Raw genomic sequence first — 26,678 nt, 5'->3', positions numbered from 1 at the left:
ATCATTATCTGCTGATAAGACTACGTTCTTTTTGTGTAACTTGTCTGCTTACTTTTGATGTTCGTGTTCTGCTAACAGCAAACTACCGATAATCCCACTTTCATTCGGCAGTCCCCAACGAACGATATATTCACTTACTTGAGGTGTTTCCATGTAGCCACCCATCAATTCAACAAATTGCTGACGAATTTTTTGAAGGAGATGATCCTGATTCATTACCCCGCCGCCTAAAATAATCTTTTCAGGTGCTAACGTCAACGTATAGTTGATCAGTGCTTGAGCAATATAGAAAGCTTGAATATCCCAAATCGGATGATCTTGTGGCAGATCTTGCCCTTTGATTCCTATACGTGCCTCAATAGACGGACCTGCTGCTAATCCTTCTAAACAGTCTTTATGATAAGGACAAGTGCCTTCATATTGATCATCTGGATGGCGTTTTACCCAAATATGTCCCATTTCAGGATGTGCGATTCCTGAAAAAATTTCCTCATTGATCACAACGCCTGCACCGATTCCTGTTCCCACGGTAAGGTAAATACAACTATTTTTTCCTTGTGCCGCCCCTTGCTTCAGCTCCCCGTATGCAGCCGCATTGACATCCGTCGTCCAAGCAACAGGAACATTGTAGCGTTTCCTGATTGTGCCGAGAAAATCAAATTGTGCCCATCCTTTTTTGGGAGTTGCCAAAACGTATCCGTAATTATCTTTTGTTTGGTCGATACCAATCGGGCCGAATGAGCCAATCCCGATTCCATTCAGTTCATAACGATCAAAAAATTCAAATACTTGATCCAATGTTTCTTCTGGTGTTGTGGTAGGAATACTTGTTTTTTCCAAAATCTCTCCATCTTCTGAAACCGCACACACAAATTTTGTTCCGCCTGCTTCTATTCCGCCATACATTTAGTTTTCCTCCTCGAATCCGATTGTCCGAATTTCATAAGGTTGGATTATCGGGACAACCGATTGCTGCGTTGGTTCTTCAAGCAGATTCAATATGACCGTTTTTCGATTGTCTTTAGTTATTTCTAATTTTTCTAAATGACTAGACATATTGAAACCTCTCACTACTACTTTATCACTAAACTTACTCCGTTTCAAAGCTGTAATTGCAAACGTTTCACTTTTTATCGTTAAATATTGTTGTTTTGATGCCAATGTTCCTTCATGATGTTTGATTTGTTGAGTGGAAAAAGGAATCTGTGCCGCGTATGCATGCAAATAAGTAGAGAATGTTTCTTCTGGTCCATGTAGTTCAACGCTGTAATTGAACTGATGCTTACCTAAACACTGTGCTTCTGGTGTTGGAAAATACCCCCAATCTCCTAGTTCTCCCACACAGCGAAGTAGCGTCACCGCGATTTGTCCATCTGCTGTTACTTCGTATTCATTCAAACCAAAGTTACCAACTGTTACACCGTTCTGTTCATCATGAATATTGACAAATGCTTGCTGATGTTGCGGATTCGTGGGATTTTCCCAGCTCCTAGATACATGGTTTGGGCGCTTTACTACTTCAAAAATACTATCTGCTTCGTGATGTTCCACATGTAACTTTGTAGGAAACAAGATACGCAATCGATGATCTTTCATTTGATTGTCAAGAGTCGTTTCAAAGTCGATTTTTTTACTATCTTTTCTGACTGTCATGATCGTTTCTATTTGAAGGATCCGTTTTTCTTTAGATCGTTCTGCTTTTCGATAACGAAATTCTACAACCATCCGTTGTTCTTTCTCTAAACGCTCGTCTGCAGAAACTGGGATCTCCATTTCCTGTAGAATACTTATTTTTGCTATTTCTGGTGTATCTACTAATACTTTTACTTCAGAGTCCTCTTGATTACTGGATAGGATTGGTTGATCATAGACAGGTTGCTTAAAGATATACTCGTTTCCTATATCACCGATATCTTCAAAAATATGCAGGTTATTCCATTTTCGTTTGTTTTTACGATCTTCCATTGTAATGGTACCGTTTTTTTTAATCGTCAAACGCAGGTGGGCGTTTTCGACGATTCGTCCACTCTGACGGATCATTGTTTCCTTTTCTTCTGCTTTCGCTTCCCCTTCTACAAGCGCGAATGTTTCCCAAGAAAAAGCTGGCATGTTTTTTATTGGTAAAGTTACCTTGATTGTCCTTGCCATATATGGCACACGGAAACGATCTTTCGGCAAATCATAACCAAATTGTACAGTTTCTTCAGATAAAATAGCTGGTATAGTGGCCCCGCTTTTTGTTTCTACGTGATACTTCCGTCTAGGCAACTGTTCTAACTCTTGATACAGATGTTCCGGTATTCCCTCAGCGAATCTTTTTCTTTCTAATTCGATGGTTATTTCTGCTTCGCCAGTTTTATCCATTCCTGCAGTATTTACAACGACAAATGGAAAGCTGTCTTTTGGAAATCCAGTTGTATCGATTGCTGTGGCCAGTTGTTCTAAAGAATCTTGTGCAAGATACTTTCCGACTTCATCTGCTTTTTCAAAACGAGGAATCATTTCCCGATGGACAGAATCGACTGAACAACCGCAAATACTGTCATGAGGATGATTTTGCATTAATGTCTTCCAAGCATAATCTAATTGATCGTGGGGATAAATCCCTGTAACTTCGTAAGCCATCGTCGCAAGTGGTTCTGTGATGTTTTCTAGCTGCCGTTGGACCTTGGTATTCCATTGTTTCAAATAAACGCGAGCAGATGCTGTATTGGCTAAAGTATACCAGCCATCCGTTTCTTGACTTGTCAATTCTCCTTCTACTGAACCTAAGTCTTCTGGCAACTCTTGTCGAACTGCTTCCAGATAGTCAGTAAAATTAGAATGGATGAACTCGTAATCTGGAAACAGCTCATTTGCGAGATGAATTGCTTTTGATATATCTTTTTGTACTGGTTGATGATCAACACCATTCATCATTAATAGATGATCAGTAGATGCATATTGTTCTGCATCTGCTAATTTCTGCTTCCAAAAGACACGAGCAGCTTCTTTTTCTACGGGAATCTCGTTCCCATTGCTATACCAATTGGCAAATAACAGACCAAAAATTTCTGTTTGATCAGGTCCTTTCCACCACATCTCTGAGTATTGAGAAGAATAGTTTTCTGCTTCCAGAACTTGATTGTCAAAGCCAATTGGTTTTACCCCACGGCCAAACGCCGCTGCTGAAATACCAGCTTGTTTCATTAATTGAGGCGTCTGTCCCATATTTCCAAATGTATCAGGAAAATAACCTAACATGACGGGGGTTCCCCATTTACGGCTTTCTTCCATGCCAATCAGCATATTTCTCACGTTTGATTCCGAACTGATCAGAAAATCATCTTGCAAGATATAAAATGGTCCGATTCTCAATTTTCCTTCATTGATTGCTTGTTGGAGCGCCTGTCTTTTTTCTGGTCTTACTTGAAGATAGTCATCTAAAATAATCGTTTGCCCATCCAAATGAAAACTGTTGAAGGACGGATCAACTTCAAATAGCTCTAATAAATCGTCTATCAATTCAATCAACCGCATGTGATGCTGTTCGTAAGCCATATACCATTCACGATCCCAGTGACTATGAGAAATGATATATACTTTCTTTTTCATTTACAGTACCTCCTATTTTTCTACTCGAATATCAAAGTAATCCATGACTAATTCGCAAAACATCATGTTTGCCCAAGAAAACCATTCTCTTGTATAATTTTCAGGATTGTTCACATCAAATCCTTCGTGCATAAGATGTGTTCCTGCATCAGTTGCTACAAGCAAATTCAATAGCCGTTCTTTTTCAGATTTATCTGGTGTTGTCATTCCTTCCATAGCTAGTGCAATTGGCCAAACATACTCTTTTGGCGTATGGGAAGAACCAATTCCTTTTGCATACTTTCCTTCATAAAAATATGGATTCTCTTTACTCAACAATGTTCTTCTTGTTTGAAGATAATCTTCCTCTTTTTCCGAACAGTAACCCAAATAAGGTGCCGCGATCAAATTGGGCACATTGCTGTCATCCATGACCGTCGCGTGCCCCATTCCATCTACTTCGTATGCATAAATCGTTTGCCCTTTTTGATTAACCGTCCGTCCGTGATTTTGGATACCTTCTTGAATCTCTTTCTTCAATATTTGTGCTTTCTGTACAATTTCTTTATCATCGAGTATCGTTTGGAAAATTTCTTCCACATAACCTAACACGACCACCGCAAACATATTGGATGGTACCAGATATCCGTAACGGCAAGCATCATCGCTAGGACGGAACCCAGACCATGTCATACCTGTAAAAGTTGTTTTGGCTCCTCGTCCGTCATTGATCAGCGTATCTTCTTTTCTTGTCGTATCTCGTATAAATGTATAAGGAGAGTGTTCATGATCCTGCTCTGTTTCGAACACGCCTAAGATTTTTTTGATCCCTTCAATAAAAGTTGGGTTGAATTGGTCCGTTTTTCCTGTATTTTTATAAAGAAGATAGGCCAACTGTATCGGGTAGCATAAAGAATCAATTTCATATTTTCTTTCCCAGATCCAATCGTTCATTTTTGTGTGATCTGTTTGGTGTCCCGCACCGTTCGCTTCTTCATTGAAGGCATTCGCATATGGATCGATGTTGATATAAAAAAATTGCTTTTTGACCAACCCACTAATCATGTCAGCTAGTTCCTCATCTTCTTTTGCAATCACTAAATAAGGACGAACTTGTGCAGTAGAATCTCGCAACCACATTGCAGGAATGTCTCCTGTCAATAAAAAAGTAGTACCGTCATTTTGCTTTTTGACTGTTGTCAATAATGTGTTGGCAAATGCTGCTGTAAAATTCGTTGCCCAGTCCGCATGGTTTTTCCCGCATTTTTGTGTGATATCATTCATAAATTTTTGTACTGACTTTGGTATATCCTTATAAACCATATAAATTTCCTCTTTTCATTTGATATATCTTTAAAGATTATACCTCTTGTGTCATTTTATGTCTACGCTTTCAAAAAAATAAATTTTTATTTACTTTTTCATCTATTATGGTATTATTTAAATATGATATATCATTAAGAGGTGTTTATATGAATCAACCATTGTACCAGACAATATTTAATGATTTGCAAATGGCTATTTTAACTGGTGAATTACCTGTAGATAGCCAACTACCAACTGAAAAGGAACTTTCCCATACTTATAAAGTAAGCAGAATCACTTCAAAACGTGCATTGACTGAATTAGAGCAATTAGGGCTGATTTATCGCGTTCGTGGGAAAGGCAGTTTTGTTAAATCAGCTTCTCCGGAGCAGATGCTTCCTTCACCTACAAAAACACGGCGGATTCTGTTTCTTCTTCCATATGTCGCTGATTTGTCTGTTGGTGATTTTACCAAGGGATTGAATCCTGTGATGCAGGATAAACATATGGATGTCATGATGACGACACATGATTTTTTACAAAATAAAACGGCAAAAGAACTCATCCATGAATTTGATGGATTGATTTATTATGCCTTTGATACAGAACAGCATCTTGACTTGCTTTTTGAGCTTTCATTAAAGGAATTCCCTGTTATCATATTGGATAAAAAAATCTATGAATTGCCTTTTCCTACCGTGCTTTCCGACAACTTCCAAGGTGGTGTGCTCGCTACTTCTCATTTGATCGAACAGGGACATTCAAAAATCGCTTATTTATTTGGTGCACAGACTCATCCACAATCCGTACGTCAGCGTTACCTTGGTTACCTTGAAGCATTAGACAAAGCTGGTTTGGCTTTCCACACTTCGCTGGATGACAAAAGCGCGACATTCGATGAATTGCTTTCTTATATCACTAAGTATGAAGTGACCGCTTTTGTTTGCGAAAACGATGTTGTTGCTATCCAGACGATGAATTTCTTGAGACAGCATGATTATCATGTTCCTGAAGATTTTTCAATCATCGGATTTGATGATATCCAAGCAGCCGCTCTTGTTGATCCACCGCTGACAACCATTGCACAAGATTTTGAACAGTTAGGCAAGCTTGCTGGAGAGGCTTTGATCACTTGGTTAGAGACAAACGAACGTCCTTCCGACAGCAAATTTCCAGTTTCATTTATCAAAAGACAATCAACAAAGGAGAAATAAAATGAATATCGGTCAAATAGATACTAGACATGGCACAGCTAATCAGCCAAATTTCTCTAACGGGAACTGCCAGCCTTACACTGGCGTTCCTTTTGGGATGAATTATTTTGCACCGCAAACGACCGATCAAAACGGCAGCTGGTGGTTTCATCCTGAGGATCGTGTTTTTCAAGGTTATCGACTTACCCACCAACCAAGTCCTTGGATGGGCGATTTTAGTCATATGCTGCTCACGCCAATCAATGGTAAATTACAGGAAAATACCCTTTTTCATGCTCAAAGTTCTTACCGCCCAGAAGAAAGTATATTTTGTCCGACTCATCTGTCGATCCGTCAATTGCGTTATGGCATCCGCTCTACATTGATACCCAGTATGTATGGCGGAATCTTATCTATTGATTACAGCAGAAATGATAGCGGTTTACTTTTATCCTTTCCGGGACGTCATCAGCTCTTTGTTATAGATCCTTACACAGTGGAAGGAAAAATCACACATTTTGCTGGTTCAGAAGATCCTGATTTTTCTTTTTATTTTATATTGAGATTTGAATATCCTTTAACAATTGATGAGTTAGCTGTTTCCAACAAAAATAGCGATTCGATCCCGTTGCATTTTGAACAGACAAAAAAACAAATCATCCGATTCGGGACATCTTTTATCAGCTCGGAACAAGCAGCTTATAACCTGGAACTAGAACAAAACCAAAGCAAAGAGACTTACCTTGCTAACAGCCAGAAACAATGGCAATCCTATTTTGATCGTATACAGCTCACACACCATGATCAACAACAATTGCGGACGTTTTATCATAACTTCTATCGAGTGTTTTTATTTCCGCAGACATTTTATGAAATGGATCCTAGTGGGCAAAAAATCCACTATGATACGACTAGTCGATCTGTGAAACCTGGTGTTCTCTATACAAATAATGGGTTTTGGGATACGTATAAAACGGTTTATCCTCTTTATTCTTTGATTGCTGTAGAAAAGTACGAAGAAATGCTGGAAGGTTTTTTGAACAGCTATAGAGAAAGTGGCTATTTGCCAAAATGGCTGTCTCCTGACGAACGTGGACTAATGCCTGGGACATTAATTGATGCAGTCATTGCAGATGCTGCTGTAAAAGATATTCGGCCAGACTTGATGCAGGAATTTCTAACAGCAATGAAGAAAGGCGCTACAGTTCAAAGTAATCATCCAAATTATGGACGACAAGGGACAGAGGATTACTTGACATACGGCTATGTTCCTAATCACTACCATGAATCGGTCAATCATACGCTAGACTATGCTTACAGCGACTTTTGTATTAGTCAAGTTGCCAAAGTACTAGCAGAGGACGAAACGGTGAAAAAATATCAGCAACGATCATTGAACTATCAAAATATTTTTGACTATGAGACAGGATGGATGCGTTCCAAAGATAAAAATGGCAAATTCAGAGAACCATTTTCTGCTCATCGTTGGGGACAAGATTATGCAGAAGGCAGTGCTTGGCAAAGCAGCTTTGCTGTTTATCATGATTTTGCAGGGTTGATCGAAAAATATGGCGGCAGTGAGAGATTCAAAGAAAAACTCATTGATTTGTGCAATCAATCTCCGACATTTGAAACAGGAGGATATGGTTTTGAGATTCATGAAATGAGCGAGATGGCTGCGATAGAATTTGGGCAGTTAGCTATCTCCAATCAGCCAAGTTTTCATTACCCATACTTGTTCAGCTATATTGGACAACCCGAAATGGCACAGCCATTGCTTAAACAATTGATGACTCAAACTTTCAACGATTCTTCAACGGGTTACCCTGGAGATGAGGACAACGGAAGTATGGCTGCTTGGTATATCTTCAATAGTCTGGGATTCTATCCTGTCACACCAGGAACCGGTGAATATGTTATCGGTATGCCTTTAATGGACAAGGCTGTTGTGCTTTTGTCAAATGGAAAGGAATTGACGATTGAAGCCACTCCTAATCGGCCGCAACAGCAATTTATCCATAAAATCAATCGGATGGACAAAGAATATACGAAATTATATTTTACCCATCAAGATTTGCTGAAAGGCGGCAAGATTTTTTACCAATTAGGTATCGTCCCTCATCCTAAGAAGTATCGATCAAAAGATTTGCCTTTTTCTTTATCAAACGATAACTAACAAAAGGTTGTGAAAAAGCTGTCCTGCATCAAGTAATAAGAACAGCCAAACAAAAATAGCTCCTCCTATTTTCGTTTGGTTGGGCTTATTACCGCAGATGCAAACTTTTGAACATTGATTCATTCCATACGCTTCTTTTTTTAGGATTCTCCTCTTTTTTCCCGATACTCCTTAGGGGATCTGCCGACAATCTTCTTGAATAATTTAGAGAAATACGTGGTATTGTTGTAGCCAATCTCACTTGCTATTTCATTGACGTTTTGATTACTGTGCAAAAGCAGCTGCTTTGCTTTTTCCATACGCAAATGGTTCAAATAAGCTGAAAAACTTTTTTTCGTTTCTTTTTTGAACAACTGCCCTAAATACATGACATTTAAATGCAAACTTTCTGACACTTCTTTGAGTGTAAGTGGTTCTTGATAATGCTGATGCAGGATTTCGATTACTTTTTCTACATTGCCACTGTATTTTTTCTGTCTCTGGTGCTTTTGGACGAACGACAGAAGAAGCTGATGGAGTTCTTGCACCGTTTTTGCCTGATGAATTTTTTCGATTCCTTGTAAATATTCCTCATCTTCTAGATCAATCAATTCCCGTTGAATCTCCATAAACAGTAAAAAGCTGGAGTACCGGATGTCTTCCGGCATCATGGCTGCTAACTGAAATTGCTCGAAAAAATCAGTGATCATTTTTTGGGCATCATCTAATCGTTTATTTTGCAACACACGTCTGAAACTTGAAAAATCGATGGTTTGCTCTTTTATTGTTGCTTGTATTGCGTAAAAAACATGCTCGTCTTTATCTCCATAAAATTGATGTAATTGTAGATTGTCTTTCGCTTGTTGAAATGTTTCAGGGATCTTGTCCAATGAATCTGTCTCTTCCCCGATACTGATCAGCCATTCCTGATCAGGGATGTTTTCTTGGACAAAACAGCAAAATCTATCAACTTCATCTGCCTCCAACAACAGCGTAATCAATATACGGTCTCCATAATTTCTTTGATAATAAAAGATTTGCTGGTGTTCTTTCAACCATGTATTGATAAGAGGATCATGAATTCTTGATAATTGGATCAATACTATTCTATGCTGTTTCTCACTGATTTGTCCTATTATTTCTTCTTCACTTGCTTCATCTAACTCTTCATTCAACCATTGACTGAATAATAGTTCCTGATAGATTTCTTGCTGATTTTTTTGTTCATTTTGCTGGTCTAACCGTGTTTTGATTTTCTTGAGGCTTTCAATCAATTCGAACTTATTCACGGGTTTCATCAAATAATTCACTGCGCCTAATTGCATGACTTCTTTCAAATAATCAAATTCTTGGTACCCGGACAAAATCATAAATTCAAAATTATGATGTTCTTTTTGAGCCGCTTCAATAAATTCCAGTCCGTTTATTTCTGGCATCGTCACATCCGTTACCACTAGATCAATCCGCTGTTGCTCAAGGACAGATAGTCCTTCTTTGGCATTCTCCGCTGTTGCTACTATTTGGAACCCTAAACTTTTCCAATCAATTATCTTTTTTAACCCATTCAAAATCATGTATTCATCATCTACCAATAACACCTGGTACATGTTCACCCCTCCTTGAATGTAATAGAAACAGTCAGTCCACCTGTCTCATTATTCTCAAGCGACATGTAATAACTGCTGCCGAAGTTGGCACGTAAACGTTCATTCACGTTTTGCAGACCGATTGATTCGTGAAGTTCCACTTTGGGATGAGACAGTTTTTCTTCCACCTGTTTTAGCCGTTTTTCAGTCATCCCTCTTCCATTATCTTTGACGATGATTCTTACCCGCTTGTCTTCCTGTAAGACTTTGACACTTAGGGCATTATCAAATCGAGTAAAATCAATACCATGTTTAAAATAATTTTCAACTAATGGTTGAATCACAAATTTAGGTACTTCGATCTTTTCCAAATCAGGATCGATCATAAAATGATAGGCCACTCGATTAGGATAACGCATTTGATATAAATAGACATATTTTTCGCAAAAGTCCAGTTCTTCTTTCAAAGTGATCGTCTTCTCTTGATTTGTGTTGTTTCGGAGCAAGGCAGAAAAAGCATATACAACATCTGCTAATTCTTCGCTTCCTTCGCTGATTGCATACATTCGGATATATTCTAATGTATTGTATAAAAAATGCGGATTGATCTGTGCTTGAAGCGCCCGCATATGTGCATCTTGCTGTTTGATTTCTAGTTTGTAGATGTCTTCGACAAATTGATTGATGCTATCCAACATTTCGTTGATACCGATTGAAAGTTCCTTTAGTTCATATTCCGTTTTTGTTGTATCAATCCGGGTTTCTAAATTCCCTGCTGCTGTTTGCTCCATTGCCTGCATGACGATGGATATTTGCTGTGAATATCGTTTGAATGTTTTATAAAGAAAGATAAGCAATATACTGTCTAAAACAATGATACCGACAATCAGCGGGGCAAGGTTTTTTCCCGTTTCGATTTTTACGCTTTTTTTATCTAATACAGCTAATATTCGGTAATCATCCGACAGTTCTTGATGTTGGATAAAATTATTTTTTCTCAGATTAGCAATTGGCAATTGTGAATTTTTCTGAAGACTCTCTGAGATAATCGTTTCTTGTCTTCCAAACGTTTCTTTAGCTATTTTATTATCATGGAACGTATACAAGCGATTTGTCGTGCCAGAAATCATGTATAAAGAGAGTCCATTGAATGACGTTAGATTCTCTAAAATCGTATCTAGCTCTTTCTTTTGGAAACCGATAAAAATACTGCCTGACTCAGCTCCTCCTTGTGTGATAGGCAACTTGATATAAAAGGCGTCTAGTAATTTTGGCGTTCCTGCTTTTACTTCTCCGCCTTTGTTTTCTCTAGAGGATTCATAATACTCCGGTAGCTGATTCAGTACGATATATACCGCACTTAGTTCTTCATAATTTATATAAAGATCTTTGATTTGATTTGGGAAAGAAACTAATTCGTCGGTACTGTTTTGCTGCTCATATACATACATCAAATACTGATCTATGGGTTTTGTTAAGTAGGTAGTGACATTTTCGATTTTTTCGGAATCACCGACGAGTTGGTTTTTAATGATCCTACTCAAAGTTGTTTTGTCATTCAGCATTCTGCTTGTACTTTGAACGGCATCACTTGTCATGTTTTCTGCCTGCTTTTGGTTTTGATTCCACGTATGGACACTAAAAATAATAGTAGCAGTCATCGTTACACCAATCATGATAACCGCATATTTCCGCAACAGCCGATTCAGTAACGTTCCTTTTGAAAATAGAATCCGGATCCTATTCATAACTTTCCAACTGTTTATCTAACTCTTCACGCCACTGTTTCGTCGTCGTACCATTCCAAACCGTCAAAAGACCAATGACACCAAATAAGATCAATCCTTTGAATTGCCAAGTCACAGCTATAATTATACCGCTACCAATAATTGTTTTTAGAAAAGACGAAAAGCTGGAAAAAACCGAAATAAAACTCAGCTTTAGTAGATTAGGAACAGAGATCGTATATTCACTGTCTAAAATCATACTGTATTGATAAGTAGCAAATAGACAAAATAAGGCAAAAAGCAAAATAAAATCAATAGCTAAAAAAATGAGTCCTTTGATTTGAACAGATAGATATAGATTGTAGCTCAATAAAGCAGTACTAGATAAAAATAAACCAAATAGCAGATTTCCTCTTAAAAAATTTCTTTTATATATATTCCAGCCTCTTTTTAACGTGATTTCTTTATACTCGAATCCATATAAATAAAATAACTCATTGACTGTTTTCCATGCCGTACCTAATCCAAAGATGATTCCGCCGACAAACGTGTATATCCAGAAATATAAGGTTAGTTTTATAACGACCCAGATTCGGATAAACAACTCTTCCAAAACCTTCCCTAACATATCTTCTCCTCCAAACATTAAGTTTATACTTTCTCATTATACAAAAAGGTTGGGCAATCAGCACCATGGCCTGAGTATTAAAGGTTGTAAAAGAGCTGCCCTGCATCAAGTAATAAGAATAGCCGAACAAAAATAGCTCTCTACGTTTTTCGTTCGGTTGGGCTGATTGCCGCAGATGCAAGGTTTTGAACACCGTTTATTCGGAACAAGAGGTTGCGACACGTTTTTGTCACAACCTCTTTGTCTTTATTCATTATTGTTCTTGTCGAAACTCGTCATATTGTTTTTGCATTTCTTTCAATACCTTGTCATAACCAGCTTTATCTAAAGCTTCTTTTAATTTCGGCAATGTTTCATCTGGATCAACAGTTCCTGTATTCAATCCATCCAAATACTGGTTCATGACATTTGAAATATTACTTAATTCTGTTTTCACACTGTCCGTGTTGAAGCTGAATCCTAAAATCGGTGAAGTTTCTGCTTCAGCAATCGATTGGTCGCGTTTGGCAATCATGTCATCCGTAATGGACTCTTGTGTATATAGAATCTTGTTGTTTCCTGTATTCCAAGCAGACATATGTGTGTTTGGCTGATAACCATCTAGCAATTTGATTTTATCCTCTGAACCATCGACTTTTTCCCATGCTTCTCCTTCGATTCCCCAAACAAGTCCATTCAATAATTCTGGATCACTGTTAAGCAGCCCTAGAAGTTCTACTGATTTTTCTTTATTTTTTGAAGTATTGGATACGACAAAATTTGCCATTTGTGCTTGAGCTGTAGATTTCAATGGAACAGTAATTGCTTTTGAAACTAGTTCTTGTTTTGCTGCATTTGTCAAAATCGTATCGCCGTAATCATAGGGTCCTTGTGTTTCTCCACGCATCAGCCAAGTATTTCCTTCTAGTGGATAGTCCTTATTGCTCGTTGCAGCGTCACTTGGAATGAGTCCTTGTTTGTACCAGCTATGCATCGTACGCAACAGGCCGATATACGTTTCATTGTCGTATTGATTGATGATTTTTGAATCATCTCCATCCAGATCAATAGCAAATGGTAAAGTGTTCCCTAAAGGATAGTCAAAGTTTCCTTGGACTTTGAATCCTTGTCCAATGGCAAAAGCGGCCGCGTTTGGTTCTTTTTCATGGAATTCCTTCAAAACTTTTTCTGCATCAGCGTAAGATTGGATTCCATCAATTGAAAGATCATATTTATCTAGTAAAGCTTTGTTAAAAGTAAGTACTTGTTGAGCAAAGACATTTCCATTTACTGGAAAGGCATATAATTTCCCATTCACCAAATTTCCTTTGATATAAGCTTCATCTAAATCATTATACGCTTTTTCAGCGTACTTAGGCGCTAATTCAGTCAAATCAGCAAAGGCTCCTTTTTGAGCATTGGAAACATAGTTGTTCGCAAAGGCGATATCGTAATTTTCTCCGGAAGAAATGATGACGTTCATTTTCTTTTCGTAATCGCCCCAACCAATGTAATTGATATTGACTTTTGCACCGATCTCTTTTTCGATTCGTTTGTTTGCCACTTCCATCAATTGATCGAAATTATCCGGTTTATCGCCGATTTGATACATCTGCAAAGTGTCCGAATCACTAGCTTCTGCTTGCTCTTTAGAACCAGAACCTCCGCATGCCGCTAATGTACCTACCAATAATGCTGAAACACCTGTAAAGGCTAGTTTCTTCCATAACTTCATTTTTCTTCCTCCTAATTTTATGATTTATATTTTTTTATTCTTTTACTCCACCGATCGTTAGACCTTTGACAAAATGTTTCTGGAAAAATGGATAGCTGATCGCAATAGGCAACGTAGAGATAACTACGATCGCCATTCTGGCGGATTCTCCTGGAACTGAAGCTAGCCCACCTGTCAATTGGCTTCCTGCTCCTGAATTTTGCGTCAGATATTGAATATTACTTTGGATTTTCATCAAAAGATACTGTAGTGGAACTAGCTTATCATCTTGAATGTATAGTAAAGCATTGAACCAGTCATTCCAGTAACCCAATGCGGCAAATAAGCTGATTGTTGCGATACCAGGAACAGCTAACGGTAAAACGATTTGAACGAATATTCGAAGTTCGCTAGCTCCGTCGATCCGCGCCGATTCAATAATCGAATCAGAGACCGAACGTTTAAAGAATGTGCGCATCACAATAATATTGAAGGGGCTGACAGCCATTGGCAAGATCAATGCCCAAATCGTATCTTTTAACTGGAGAAGATTTGTCATAACAAGATAATTAGCTACCATACCGGGTGAGAACAACATCGTAATCAAACAAAAAACGGTAAAAAAACGACGGAATGGAAAATTTGACCGCGAAATCGCATAAGCATATAAAGAAGTAGCCGTGCTATTGATCAGTGTACCTAAAACAGTGACAAGCATAGTAACATAAAGCGCTTGGAAAATTTTATCCTGCATCTGGTCGAACAAATACGTATAACCAAATAGACTGAATTTTTCTGGCCAAAAACTGTACCCGTGCGTCGACAATACGGACTCATCGGTAACAGAGATGGCAATAACAAATATAAATGGCAAAATACAGGAAATAGCAAAGAGTGCAATCATTATATTAGAGAAAAAATTGGTCGTCTTATTGAAAGAACGGACTTGGACTCTCTCCACTTTCTTTTTTTTCATTTTTTTCCTCCTTAGAATAATGCAGAATCGCTATCAAAACGACGGGCGACCGTATTTGTGATCATCAATAAGACAAAACCAACAACTGATTGATAAAGTCCTGCAGCAGCCGTCATACCAAAATCTCCTGTGGATGTCAGCCCATTGTAGATATACGTATCCAAAACTTGAGTCACATCGTACAATGCACCGGAATTCCTAGGAATGTTATAAAACAGGCCAAAATCAGCTCGAAAAATGTTTCCTACGGCTAAAATCGTTAAAATCGTCATCAATGGAATCAGTTGTGGTATCGTCACATGTTTGATTTGCTGCCATTTGCTAGCTCCATCAACCATAGCAGCTTCATAATAAGTCGGATCGATTCCCATAACAGATGCAAAGTAAATGATGCTGTTATAACCAATCCCTTTCCATGTACCGATGAACACTAAGATAAATGGCCAATATTTCGGTTCATTATACCAATTGACAGCTTCTCCTCCGTGTCCAGTAATCCACTGGTTGAATATTCCTTTGTCGGGACTTAAAAAGGCGTAAACGAAGTAACTGATAATGACCCAAGATAGAAAATAAGGGAGCAAGGACATCGTTTGATAAACTTTAACAAGTCGTTTATTTCTCAACTCGCTCATAATGATTGCAAATACGACTGAAATGAGCAGATTTAAAAGGATAAATGTCACATTATATAAAATTGTATTTTTAGTGATGAGAAATGCTTGGTCCGAAGAAAATAAAAATTTGAAATTTTCCCAACCCACCCAAGGACTTTCCCTCAGGCTAGCCAGGAACCCATCTGCTGAAATATGAAAATTTTTGAATGCTACGACATTCGCCATTACAGGTATGTAAAAGAAAAAAATCATCCAAAGCATACCCGGTACAGCCATCAGGACAAGTGCTTTATAACGCCATAGATTCATAAAAAAATGATTGAACCCCTTTCGTTTTTTCATCTAAAAACCCCTTTCGATTCATTCGCAACGTCATTATAGCGCTTTCAATAATGAGAATAAATAAACAAAGTATAGGGAAAATGAAACAAAGTATAGGAGAGGTTGTGAAATCAGCGTTTTGTCCTGAGTATTAGAGAAAAGAACGGAAAAATAGTTTCTCATATTTTGCCGTTTTTTGAGCTAATACCGAGGGTCAGCTGATTGCACACCGTTTATCAGAGGTTGTGAAATCAGCGTTTTGTCCTGAATATTAGGGAGATCGTGACCTTACTATCTAACTCCGAGTCACAAGGAGCAATGGGGACTGTGACAAAAGTCTTGTCACAGTCCCTTATTCTGAACAAACAATGTTCCAGAAGTAGCTTCTACGGAAATAAGTCGAAATTTCACAAAAAGGCCATCCAAAAGTCAGACGGATAAGTCTGCTTTTCAGATGGCGCTACAACTACGCTACTTATTCTTTTAACTGTCCATTCACTTATTTTTCTCTCACTTGTTCTAGCTCTTCTTTGGTCATGGGGCGATACTGCCCTTTATTCAAATCTTTAGGCAGCCAAAAATTCCCCATACGGATTCTTTTTAAATATAAGACTTCTTTTCCTACTGCTTTGACCATTCGCTTGACTTGGTGAAACTTCCCTTCATGCAAAATCAGTCGGATAATTGAAGTTTCTGACTCTTGATCTACTTGATCAATTTGGAGTTTTGCCGGCAATGTCTGCTCATCGCCATCAATAATTAATCCTTCTGCAAATAAACGGATATCTTCTTCTGTCATTATACCGCTAACCTCAGCTAGATATTCTTTCTCCACGTGTTTTTTTGGTGATAATAACTGATGAGCAAATATCCCATCATTCGTTAAAATCAGGAGGCCTTCCGTGTCTTTATCCAATCGGCCAACTGGAAAAAGATCTTCCCGATAATCTTGATCTTTCAACAAATCGATTACGGTTTGGTCATGATTATCCTGAGTAGCAGAAATGACTCCTGCAGGTTTATGCAAAATATAATAAAAATCTTTTTGATACGCAATGATTTCTCCTAAATAAGTAACCGTATCTTCAAACTCGTTTACTTGCGTTTTATCGCTTTTGACCACTTGCCCATTGACTTCAATCGTTCCTTTTTTGATCAATCCTTTGACTTCTTTGCGGCTACCAAGTCCCATATCTGCTAAAAATTTATCTAAACGCATGCGTTTCCCCCATTTCAAAAGAGCATTGATTCTGCTCTTCCCATTCACTTATTTTATTTTTAATTTGTGTCGTAAACGCGCTATTCCTGGTCCTAGTAGTCTTTCTGCCAAACGGATTTTCAAAGCTAAATAACCGTACACCAATGCCCCTATACCTGCTACTGCAAGAATCAATAATAGAGACTGGAATTTGCTATCTTCATTTAAGAAAGTCCCAAAAATTATCTTTGTGATCCACGAAGCAAAAAGCATAATCAAGGTAAGAATAAAGATCAGTAATGTCCTACGCCAGACAAAACTTGGTTTAAAGCGGGCTACTTCATGGATCCTCTTTAAGATTAAGGTACAAGACACAGCAAAACCGAGCATTGTCGCTAATAAAGGGCCATACACTTCAAATAAACGAATGGCTGGATATTGAAGAAGTAGTTTCACCAGAAACCCAACAACCAAATAACTGATTGCTGCCCTGTTTTCAAACATTCCTTGCAGCATGTTGGAAACTAGCATATATAACCCTAAGAAGAGTCCTACAAAACTTGCTTGGATCAGTACATTGCTTCCTAGAGAATCTGGTGTATAAAATAATGTGTTTAGCGGATAGGCGAGTAACATGACACCGAATGTCGCTGGAAACATAAAAAATGAAAACAGTTGTAAATTTCCGCTCGTCAATTTTGCCAGCCCTACTCGATCTTTCAACGTAACAGCTTCTGTAATCAACGGTAACCCGGTAGACGCGATCGATGTTGCCAATGCGATAACTACCATCGTCAACTTATCTGGATTGGCACTGAAAATCGAAAAAAGATCTAACAACTGTGCGTTGGAATATTCAGTGGATGCGGACATGATCCTCATAAAAGTGAATTGATCGACTAATTTGAAGATTGTTACCCCTGAACCAACGATAATAAACGGTATTGCTTCTTTAATGGTATCTAACAACAATTCCTTCGTTGCAATATTTACTTTGTTTTCGCTGTAGTGGATAAATGCAGATGTATACGCTTGATGTTTCTTCAAAAAATACAAAAGGACAAGGATACTTGCTAGCATACCGATAAATGCCGCGAAAGTTGATTGCGTGACCGCTGTCACATAATCGCCATTCATGACTTTCATGATGATGAATGTAGCCAATAGCATATAAAAAATACGTGCCACTTGTTCAACGATCTGCGACAGCGCATAAGGCATCATCTCTTGATTCCCTTGAAAATACCCTCGTATCACACTCATACAAGGAAAAACCAATACAGCGATACTCAAAGAGCGCATCGTTGGAATCAGTTCTTCTCCGCCACCAGAAGCATGAGCTAGCCAAGGAGAGGCGATGTACATGAACAAAGCGAACAACAGACCTAACCCGCCCATCATCTGTAATGCCCGGATGAATAATCGTCGTGAAGTGCCATATTCATTCAACGAATTATATCGCGCGGTTTGTTTTGCGATCGCCGCGGGTATTCCTGCTGTAGAGATCAGTAGAAACAATGCATATATATTGTACCCCATATTGAATAATCCATTGGCAGCCTTAGCATTTTCGCCCATCCAAGCATACCAAGGAATGATATAGACAGCTCCTAGCAACCTTGAAATGATATTACTGGCGGTCATCCAGGCAGAGCCTCGTGCCATTTTTTCTTGCGGTGATAATTGATCTAATGCTGGTTTTCTTTGATTATCCATCGGTCAGATTCCAACTTTCTACAAAACATTACTATCATTTTAATTGGTAAAACAGAAACTGGCAATCGATTTTATATAACTTTTATAAGAACGATTGTTTTTTTGAATTCGATTTCGTTTTTTTGGTAAAGTAAAGAAATATACAGCCTTTTATGGCTAACATTTATAGGAGATATCAATGACACAAGAAATAAAAAAACTACCCGTTATATTTTTAGGTCTTTTCTTTATCACAGTTGGATTGAATTGGTTCTTGCTCCCTCATGATATAGCTTCCGCCGGAGTGGGCGCAATCGGACATTTAGTTGAAACGGCCTTTTCTATCCAGCGCTCAGTTACTGTTTGGATCATCAACCTTATGATGCTGCTTCTAGCCGCTGTTCTATTAGGAAAATCAGTATTTTTTAAAACTGTAGCGGGAAGTCTGCTTTTTCCTGTTGTTTTAGAGATTGTTCCAAAAGTGGAAATGCTCTCCTCACATTTCTTTTCACTGATTTCAGGAAGTCTTTTGTTCAGTCTTGGGGTTTACACATTGTACACCGTTGGAGCCTCAAATGGTGGGATAACGATACCGCCGATTATTTTCCACAAATTTTTTCGGCTTCCAATGCCGCAAGGACTGTTACTTACGAATAGCCTTATCGTCTTTTTGAATTATTATGTATTTGGATGGTTAGAGACACTGTTCGTTCTCCTATCTATTACAGTCAGTTCATTGTTTATGAAAATACTCATCCGCTTGTCCCCTGTGTCAAGAAAATTTGAATAAAGCTGGATTTTGTCATAGCGGAATCAAACGATATATTGAAAAGAGTGTGCTATAATAAATCAAGAAATTGAATGAAGCGAGGGATCAATCAATGAGCTTCTCTTTAGAAGACATCCGTCATTTACTATTAAAAGAACATCTATTAAAAGAATTTGTTTCAACAAAAGGCTGGCATCTTGATGTACCAGAAAAAGCTGAATTTCTTCAGTTAAGTTATGATTCAAGAAAAGCTGATGCTTCTACTCTGTTTTTCTGTAAAGGAATGAATTTCAAAGATGAATATTTGGATTCAGCGATCGAACAAGGTATCCAATATTACGTATCAGAGCAGCCATACGAAAATTCAGCAGTAGGAATCATTGTGACGGATATCCGTAAAGCAATGGCACTTCTTGCTATGGCCTTTTACGACTATCCACAAAATAAATTGAAAGTGATTGGATTCACTGGAACAAAAGGTAAAACAACTGCTGCGTACTTTACTAAAGCAATCTTGGATCACACAACGAATAAAAAAACTGCATTGCTTTCTACGATGAATACAACGCTAGATGGCAAAACGTATTTCAAATCCCATTTAACAACGCCTGAGTCATTAGATTTATATCGTATGATGGCAGAAGCAGTTGAAAATGGTATGACTCATCTAGTGATGGAAGTTTCTTCTCAAGCTTACAAAACACAACGTGTGTACGGGTTGACTTTAGATGTAGGAATCTTCTTGAATATCTCGCCTGACCATATCAGTCCGATCGAACATCCAACATTCGATGATTATTTCTATTGCAAGCGTCAATTGATCTTAAACTCAAAAACAGTTGTTTTGAATCACGAAAGTGACTATTTTGATTTGCTTAAAGAAACCGCCGATCTATTCCAGATCCCAACGATCACTTATGGCCGTTCGGAAGAAAGCAATTATCAAGTGATCCATTCAGACAAAGGTACCCACGGGTTTACTTTATCTTCTCGTCAAGATCACTTAGCTATCTGCGATACTGCTTATGATATTTTGCTGGCCGGAGGATTCAATCAAGAAAATGCAGCCAGTGCGATCATTGCCGCAGCACTAACCGGTGCTTCCAGTCAAGATGCACAAGCCGGATTAAAAGAAGCTCGTGTACCAGGTCGAATGGATCAATTGATCCAAACAAATGGGGCGCATGTCTATGTGGACTACGCACATAATTATCTAAGTTTGAAAACATTGCTGGAATTTGCCAAAAATGAACATCCAGATGGTCGTGTAATTGTTGTATTAGGCAGCCCAGGAAACAAAGCAATCTCCCGTCGACATGATTTTGGAAAAGTGCTATCAGAAACAGCTGACGTTGCCTTTTTGACGGCAGATGACCCAGCATTTGAAGATCCGCAAAAAATCGCGGAAGAAATCAATGAAGCAATTACTAATCCAGAATTGATCGTTCATTATGAAATGGACCGTCCTGAAGCGATTCGACGTGCTTTAGCAGAAAGTACTCCGCAGGATTCAGTCGTCATTGCGGGAAAAGGGGTTGATCCCTATCAAAAAATCAATGGTGTAGATGAACCTTATGAAGGGGATTATGCAATCGTGAAGCGGTTGATTGAAGAGTAATGTTATTTATGTTCTAGTGGACGGGACGCTATGAAAAGAAAACTTTTCATAGCGTCCCGTCTATGTCTTTTGTTTTAAACATTTACTAGCCTGTTACCACTGACTCTACAATTATCAAGAAAAGTTGCCGGATAATTATATGAAAAATCTCCTATGCCATATCGCAACGTTCCTCTCATATATATGTCCAATAAAGTTCCTCCTCCTCGAGTTTCAGCCCAAGAACGATTATGTGACCATGTTCCTATTAAGAATCCGCTAGAATAACTTGACCCCAAAAAATTAGTACTTATCACACGTCCGCCTGAAATAGTTACTCTAAAGTCCTGATTTATGTAACCATGCCCTATTGCTGGAACTCCAGACCATACTCGAGCAGTATAATAACTCCCATTATTTATGATTTTCTTTTCTGCATCTGTCTTTTCTGTGTTTAAAGTCATTTCATATAAATTTTCTTTAAATTGCTCTATATCTTCACTAATTTTATCTTTTATTATTTCTTCATTATACCCTTTATAGATAACGTTTTCATTTATTTCTACGGTCGGATTTTCTATCGTTACTTTTAGTTTATTCTCACTAATAAATTTGTTTAAATCAAGCGCAATTTTTTCATTCATTTCTAATTCTAAATTAGACAGCATTTCTGAAGACATACTTTGCTGAGTATCAAATTGAACCTCTTGGGCTTTTACTACAGGTCCCATCCCTAAATTAATTGAAACAAACGTTGTTAATACTATAGCTTTAAAAAAACTATTTTTCATAATAAAACCTCCAAAATTTATAGTATTTATACTAATTAATTAGTATACTTTAATTATATTTTATTATTCCTATTTTTTCTATATGTTTATTATTTTTTCAATAATATAAAGGTGGTTATTATGAAAAAATTTTTCAACTTAGCAAACGGTATCTTTTTTCTTTCTCTTTTTTCTGTCATTTTTCTAACTTTGAATTTGCAAAGTGGCAAAATGGGGGTCGTTATTTTTAGAAATCTCCATTTGCCAGTTGATGCATCGATTGTTGGATGGTTACTGCTACTTTTTTCTTACTTGATGAGTCGGAAGCATCAGACTAAGTTTTTCGCGCGCTTAGGCGGAAGGGTTGCTCTATTTTTTCTAGTCGTTTATCTGATATTCACATGTCTAGGTTTGCTTCAGTCGCTCGGTATTCTGCCTTGATACTTCGTTCGAATCATATTGACTATAATAAATAGAGGCTGGGACAGAAGCGTTTAACTCCAAGAAATAAGAAGGAATTCACGAAAATTGCTTTTCAAATTTTTGTGAATTTCAGCTTATTTCCGAAGGAGTTGCTTCTGCTTCCGCCGTTTACACATGTTTAGAGCGTGAGACAAAAGTTTTTCTTTACTTTTGTCCCACACTCTCTTAGAAATCAGTTAGCTGACTTTTCGCCAGCTAATTCTGCTGCCTTTTCTCTTTCTTCATTCAATAATTTATTATCATAGAATTTAATAAATGGGAACCAGATAATGAATGCGATGATTGCACAAAAGACAGCTAGCACAGCCGCTTTCCAATCACCCCCACTGCCGACAAATGCGCCAATTCCAACTGGTGAAGGCCACGGCATCTGTGCAAGCATCGGTTTAACGATTTCCAGCCGAATGGCAAAATAAGCGAGTGTAGCAGAAGCCATCGGTGCTAAGAAAAACGGAACCGCTAAATAGGGATTGTAAACGATTGGCATCCCGAAAATAATTGGTTCGTTGATATTGAATAGTCCTGGTACAAGAGAGGCTTTTCCTAACACTTTCAGCTGATCAGATTTCGCGAGGAATGCAATAAAGATGATCAATCCTAAGGTCGCACCTGATCCACCAACGGTTACATAAGAATTGTTGAATTCTCCTGCCAACGGATAATTTGCGCCTTGTGCGTTAGCTGCCATATTAGCTAATACGATTGGGGTCAAGAAAGAAGTGATGATATTCGCTCCATGGATTCCTACGATCCACAATGCATGGATCAAGAAATAAATTACCATGACACCAAGCCACGTATTTGTCAGCTGCGTAACAAACCCAAATGGGATAGCAATCATTTTGAAGATATCCGTTCCTAGCGCAACTAATAATCCATTGATGATCATCACCACAAACGCAATGACAAATGTTGGGATCAGAGCAGTGAAAGAACGAGAAACTCCTGGCGGAACAACATCTGGCATTTTTATGACCCAATTTCTTTTGACACACATACAATACAATTCGACCGCAATAATCGACATAATAATAGCTGTAAAAATTCCTGAAGTTCCTAAACGTTCGACAAAAGAGCCCATCCGTATCCCATTTACTACAGTTTCTGTCTCATTGATAGAAGCAATCAAGCTGATTTTACCATCAGTCATGATCAATTCAGGGATACACATAAAGAATGCAAAAACAGATAGTAATGCCCCCGTGAGCGGATTAACGTTCAACTTTTGTTCATCTCGTTCAATTGACGTTAATTCATAAGCAAACACAATGGCAAAGTAAATAGATAAAATCCCCATCGTCATTGTATTGACGATCATGTACAAGTCACTAACTTTGAAAAAAGTTGCATTAAAAAATCCTTCTAAAAATGGGAACGGTAATGGCAAAATATTCAAAACCAAAAACATCGAACCTACAATCGTGAAAGGAATAGAAGCCATCCCCGCTGCCATGACAGCCCGAACGATTTTAAGTTGCGCAATTTTCCCCATAGGTCCCATCAGGTATTTCTGCAAAAAATCAAACATTAATTATTCTCCTTTCCTAAATACAACGCTTTTTCATATTGTTTTATACGGATATACTGCTGATCTTGATTGAGCGAAATTTTCTTTAAACGATACTGGATAAATACACTGACAAAAATACCGCTTACAATAAGAATGAAAACAAATAGCTGTCCTCTATTGTTATTTGCCATAAAAGGATACAAGAGTGTAAATCCTGAGGTGAACAACACTGGAATCAATAATATATTGCAGACACCCTGAAACAAAAAATACCGCTTTGTCCATGGAACATTTGTTTGGTGCTTTCGATAAAGCTTTACTTGTTCTCCTACTGCAGGCAAAATAGCTAAAAGTAGAACCATTGGTAAACTGCTTCCTAAACTTTTAGCTGATAGAAGCAGAATCATCCATTGCATGTTCATGAAAAAGAAAAAGGCAGTCAGATAGCGTACGAACAGATAACGATTGAAATACATGTTTTTCAAACTAAGTTGCTTTTTTTCTAATTCGTTTTTCTTTTTTACTGTATCCTGCACAATAAATCTTCCTTTCTATTTATTTTTTTGATACAAATAATTCATTTCCTGTGCAACTTCCAATAATGTCATCGTCGTCATCAGATGATCTTGTGCATGGACCATGATAATTTCCATTTCTATTTTTGTCCCACTAGCATATTCTTTCAGAAGTTGAGTTTGTGATTGATGCGCATGAAGAATCTCTTCATTTGCTTGTCGCAACTTCTCTTCTACTTCTTCAAACATCTCCTTACGCATCGAGCGAAATGCTTCATGTATCAGTGTTCGTGCATTTCCGCTATGAAAAATGATATCAAAAGACGTCACTTGTAGCGTTTCACTGTTTATTTTTTCAGTCACCTGTTTTCCTCCTTATTCGATCAGTTTGATAAATTTACTGCTGAAATTCTCAAAAATAGGTTCAGCTAAGATTTCCTGTTGCACGTTTAGCTGGTCAACTAACCTAACGATTGCTTTGGTCACGACCGTAATTCCTTCATTTTCGATATAAGAAGGCGAAACTAGAAAAACAAAATGGATTCCTTGATACTGATACCATTGCATCCCTGAAGGAATCAATGCAACGGCTACCTTTGTTTCGATTCCAACTGGAACAGCGGGATGTGGGACTGCCACTGTATCACTGAATATGATTTGTCCCATACTTTCACGTTGCTGGATCTGCTTTCGCATTTCTCTTATATATCCTTCTTCTTCATTTATGCTCAGCTTTTGCAACAAATCATGAAGAACTTCTTCTTTTTTTGGTTCGTACGTATAAGTCTTGAAAAATTTTTCAGACAGCTGCTCGGTGTAAATCTGCTTTTTTTGCTGTAGAGAAAATACTGGTATCGGTCGATCTGAGGAATGATAAGGTATGGATTCACCAATTACCTTTCGTATTTTATGAACATCATCTTCATTCAAAAAAATACTGACATGTAAAACTGGAATTTTAAAAAACATTGTCGAAAGATCAATAGAAGAAATAATCAGGTCGATTCCTTTTAAAGTTGTTTCATTGATCTCATAATAGCCTTTTACATTTACCACTGTAATATTTTTTCCAAATTCGCTGATCACACGATTCTTTAATAATTGAGCACTGCCATAACCTGTTGCGCAGATGATCAACGCATGTAACTTATGCGTAGCTCTTTCTTTTTCCAATGCCGCCATGAGATGCAAAGCCAAATAGGCCCATTCATCTTCATTGATGGTATAGTTTTTCAAAGCCGGCATGTTGCTGAAATGTGTTTTTACTGCTTCAAAAACTTTGGGATTTTCTTTCTTTATCTCTTCAGTCAGAGGGTTCTCAATGCGAATGCCTCGGCTCAATCGAATCATCATTGGTGACAAATGATCAAGCAGTCCATTGAAAAGCTGGTGATCCTCTATTAATGAAAAACGAAATTCCTGAGACAATCGCTTCAAAACTTTCACTACTTCCTTTGATAGTTCCTGATCATTTTTATTTTCTCTATGATTTGACTTAGCCATAAGGTGTAAAGTCAAATAAGCAATTTCTTCTTGGGGAAACGATACATCCGCGATTACCTCAATACGTTGAACAATGCGTTGCGCCACTTGGTACTCTACTCGATCAGAAACTTCTTGTTCGATACCTAGTTCCTTGATTTCAAACCCTTCTCGTAGACGTTTGATTCCCAAAGCCAAGTGTAAGGACAAATTCTGTATGATAAAATCAGAAACTTTTAACTTAGCTTCTCTTGTTTCATCGAGAATGATGATCACTAGCTCTTCAAAACTGATGTCTGTGAAAAAGCGACTTTGTCCTAAATATTCTTTCAATGAATTTCCACAATGGTTCCCGAAAAAAGTATCCATGATAAAATGCCGTCGATTTCTTTCTTCCCCTTCGATCCATATCCCTTGACCATGCTTAGAAACAATTTTTAGTGAATAAGGAATCAACCGCTCTTTGATTGCTTGCATGTCCTTTGTCAAACTAGAACGACTGATATAAAGCTCTTCTGCCAAATCATCCATAAAAAGAATGGCATCTTCCAAAAGCAGTTGATTCAATATATACTTTTGTCGGTCTTCCGACTCATAAAATCCTTGAGGTTCTCTAGCATATCCCGGTACTATTTCTTGCCGACTCAAAAACAGATCAAATGTCAATCTCTGCAAGATGTGCAGTTGGTAGCCATAACCTGGTTTAGCAAGGATCTTACCTCCGTTTTCTTCTACTAACTCTTTGATCCGCTGCAAGTAATTACGGATTGTCCGATCAGATAATAACAATTCAGAAGCTAAACGTTGACTGGTGACATACTCCTTCCTGTGATCAATCAAATATCTCAACAGCAATTTTTCCTTCTGTTTCATTATCATCCACTC

General features: G+C 37.9%; 21 protein-coding genes. 5 read left to right on the top strand and 16 right to left on the bottom strand.

Going from position 1 to position 26,678, the window contains the following annotated elements; genetic code table 11:
- Positions 1-48: 48 nt before the first annotated feature.
- From AB3I27_RS12340 to AB3I27_RS12330, 3 genes are read right to left on the bottom strand one after another with little or no spacing between them, the layout of a single operon-like run.
- Complete coding sequence (locus tag AB3I27_RS12340; protein ID WP_002310840.1) at positions 49-906, bottom strand: ROK family protein; 858 nt, start codon at positions 904-906, stop codon at positions 49-51.
- Positions 907-3,594 (bottom strand): alpha-mannosidase, encoded by a 2,688-nt coding sequence (locus tag AB3I27_RS12335; RefSeq protein ID WP_002348181.1) that lies wholly within the window; start codon positions 3,592-3,594, stop codon positions 907-909.
- A gap of 12 nt (positions 3,595-3,606) precedes the next feature.
- Positions 3,607-4,896 (bottom strand): glycoside hydrolase family 125 protein, encoded by a 1,290-nt coding sequence (locus AB3I27_RS12330; RefSeq protein ID WP_002310838.1) that lies wholly within the window; start codon positions 4,894-4,896, stop codon positions 3,607-3,609.
- 149 nt (positions 4,897-5,045) lie between these two features.
- Between AB3I27_RS12330 and AB3I27_RS12325 the strand changes: the two genes are divergently transcribed.
- Positions 5,046-6,092, top strand: coding sequence for a substrate-binding domain-containing protein (locus AB3I27_RS12325; RefSeq protein WP_325908126.1), 1,047 nt, complete (start codon positions 5,046-5,048; stop codon positions 6,090-6,092).
- A 1-nt stretch (position 6,093) separates the two neighbouring features.
- The gene (locus tag AB3I27_RS12320; protein ID WP_104760370.1) at positions 6,094-8,247 is read left to right on the top strand and encodes a GH92 family glycosyl hydrolase; all 2,154 of its coding nucleotides are present in this window, start codon (positions 6,094-6,096) and stop codon (positions 8,245-8,247) included.
- A gap of 140 nt (positions 8,248-8,387) precedes the next feature.
- Here the strand turns inward: AB3I27_RS12320 and AB3I27_RS12315 are convergent, their stop codons facing one another.
- From AB3I27_RS12315 to AB3I27_RS12280, 8 genes are all read right to left on the bottom strand, one after another.
- Entirely contained in the window at positions 8,388-9,833 is a 1,446-nt protein-coding gene (locus AB3I27_RS12315; protein ID WP_368023013.1) for a response regulator, read from the bottom strand.
- Positions 9,834-9,835: 2 nt separating this feature from the next.
- Positions 9,836-11,560, bottom strand: coding sequence for a sensor histidine kinase (locus AB3I27_RS12310; protein ID WP_002314458.1), 1,725 nt, complete (start codon positions 11,558-11,560; stop codon positions 9,836-9,838).
- The gene (locus AB3I27_RS12305; RefSeq protein WP_002314457.1) at positions 11,553-12,167 is read right to left on the bottom strand and encodes a YesL family protein; all 615 of its coding nucleotides are present in this window, start codon (positions 12,165-12,167) and stop codon (positions 11,553-11,555) included. The genes AB3I27_RS12310 and AB3I27_RS12305 overlap by 8 nt, the downstream gene beginning before the upstream one ends.
- A 253-nt stretch (positions 12,168-12,420) precedes the next feature.
- Positions 12,421-13,881 carry an ABC transporter substrate-binding protein gene (locus AB3I27_RS12300; RefSeq protein ID WP_222896938.1) on the bottom strand — a complete coding sequence of 487 codons (1,461 nt, stop codon included), beginning with the start codon at positions 13,879-13,881 and terminating at the stop codon, positions 12,421-12,423.
- A gap of 34 nt (positions 13,882-13,915) precedes the next feature.
- The gene (locus tag AB3I27_RS12295; RefSeq protein WP_002310830.1) at positions 13,916-14,836 is read right to left on the bottom strand and encodes a carbohydrate ABC transporter permease; all 921 of its coding nucleotides are present in this window, start codon (positions 14,834-14,836) and stop codon (positions 13,916-13,918) included.
- A gap of 11 nt (positions 14,837-14,847) precedes the next feature.
- Positions 14,848-15,795 carry a sugar ABC transporter permease gene (locus tag AB3I27_RS12290; RefSeq protein WP_002310829.1) on the bottom strand — a complete coding sequence of 316 codons (948 nt, stop codon included), beginning with the start codon at positions 15,793-15,795 and terminating at the stop codon, positions 14,848-14,850.
- A 478-nt stretch (positions 15,796-16,273) separates the two neighbouring features.
- Positions 16,274-16,993, bottom strand: coding sequence for a pseudouridine synthase (locus AB3I27_RS12285; RefSeq protein ID WP_002320519.1), 720 nt, complete (start codon positions 16,991-16,993; stop codon positions 16,274-16,276).
- Between the two features lie 48 nt (positions 16,994-17,041).
- Positions 17,042-18,688: a polysaccharide biosynthesis protein gene (locus AB3I27_RS12280; RefSeq protein WP_002314455.1), complete on the bottom strand. Its 1,647-nt coding sequence runs from the start codon at positions 18,686-18,688 to the stop codon at positions 17,042-17,044.
- 178 nt (positions 18,689-18,866) lie between these two features.
- Between AB3I27_RS12280 and AB3I27_RS12275 the strand changes: the two genes are divergently transcribed.
- Positions 18,867-19,457: a YitT family protein gene (locus AB3I27_RS12275; protein ID WP_002310826.1), complete on the top strand. Its 591-nt coding sequence runs from the start codon at positions 18,867-18,869 to the stop codon at positions 19,455-19,457.
- A gap of 91 nt (positions 19,458-19,548) precedes the next feature.
- Positions 19,549-21,054, top strand: a complete 1,506-nt coding sequence (locus tag AB3I27_RS12270; RefSeq protein ID WP_104760372.1) for a UDP-N-acetylmuramoyl-L-alanyl-D-glutamate--L-lysine ligase — start codon at positions 19,549-19,551, stop codon at positions 21,052-21,054.
- 74 nt (positions 21,055-21,128) lie between these two features.
- Here the strand turns inward: AB3I27_RS12270 and AB3I27_RS12265 are convergent, their stop codons facing one another.
- The gene (locus AB3I27_RS12265; RefSeq protein WP_230311500.1) at positions 21,129-21,824 is read right to left on the bottom strand and encodes a hypothetical protein; all 696 of its coding nucleotides are present in this window, start codon (positions 21,822-21,824) and stop codon (positions 21,129-21,131) included.
- Positions 21,825-21,944: 120 nt separating this feature from the next.
- On the opposite strand from AB3I27_RS12265, the gene AB3I27_RS12260 reads away from it, so the two are divergent.
- The gene (locus tag AB3I27_RS12260; protein WP_002320520.1) at positions 21,945-22,244 is read left to right on the top strand and encodes a hypothetical protein; all 300 of its coding nucleotides are present in this window, start codon (positions 21,945-21,947) and stop codon (positions 22,242-22,244) included.
- Between the two features lie 214 nt (positions 22,245-22,458).
- Here AB3I27_RS12260 and celB read toward each other — a convergent pair whose 3' ends face one another.
- The 4 genes from celB to AB3I27_RS12240 are packed head-to-tail and all read right to left on the bottom strand — an operon-like array spanning position 22,459 to position 26,666.
- Complete coding sequence (gene celB / locus AB3I27_RS12255) at positions 22,459-23,814, bottom strand: PTS cellobiose transporter subunit IIC (protein WP_002344923.1); 1,356 nt, start codon at positions 23,812-23,814, stop codon at positions 22,459-22,461.
- The gene (locus AB3I27_RS12250) at positions 23,814-24,332 is read right to left on the bottom strand and encodes a hypothetical protein (protein WP_002310821.1); all 519 of its coding nucleotides are present in this window, start codon (positions 24,330-24,332) and stop codon (positions 23,814-23,816) included. The genes celB and AB3I27_RS12250 overlap by 1 nt, the downstream gene beginning before the upstream one ends.
- A gap of 15 nt (positions 24,333-24,347) precedes the next feature.
- Entirely contained in the window at positions 24,348-24,674 is a 327-nt protein-coding gene (locus tag AB3I27_RS12245; RefSeq protein WP_104760373.1) for a PTS cellobiose transporter subunit IIA, read from the bottom strand.
- 12 nt (positions 24,675-24,686) lie between these two features.
- A complete protein-coding gene (locus tag AB3I27_RS12240) occupies positions 24,687-26,666 on the bottom strand; it encodes a transcription antiterminator (RefSeq protein WP_002344922.1) in 1,980 nt (659 codons plus the stop codon).
- Positions 26,667-26,678 lie beyond the last annotated feature (12 nt).

The organism is Enterococcus sp. C46 (genome assembly GCF_040887565.1).
Classification (GTDB): domain Bacteria; phylum Bacillota; class Bacilli; order Lactobacillales; family Enterococcaceae; genus Enterococcus_B; species Enterococcus_B lactis.
The sequence above is the reverse complement of the archived record's forward strand: the minus strand, read 5'-3'. Positions and strand labels throughout refer to the sequence as shown.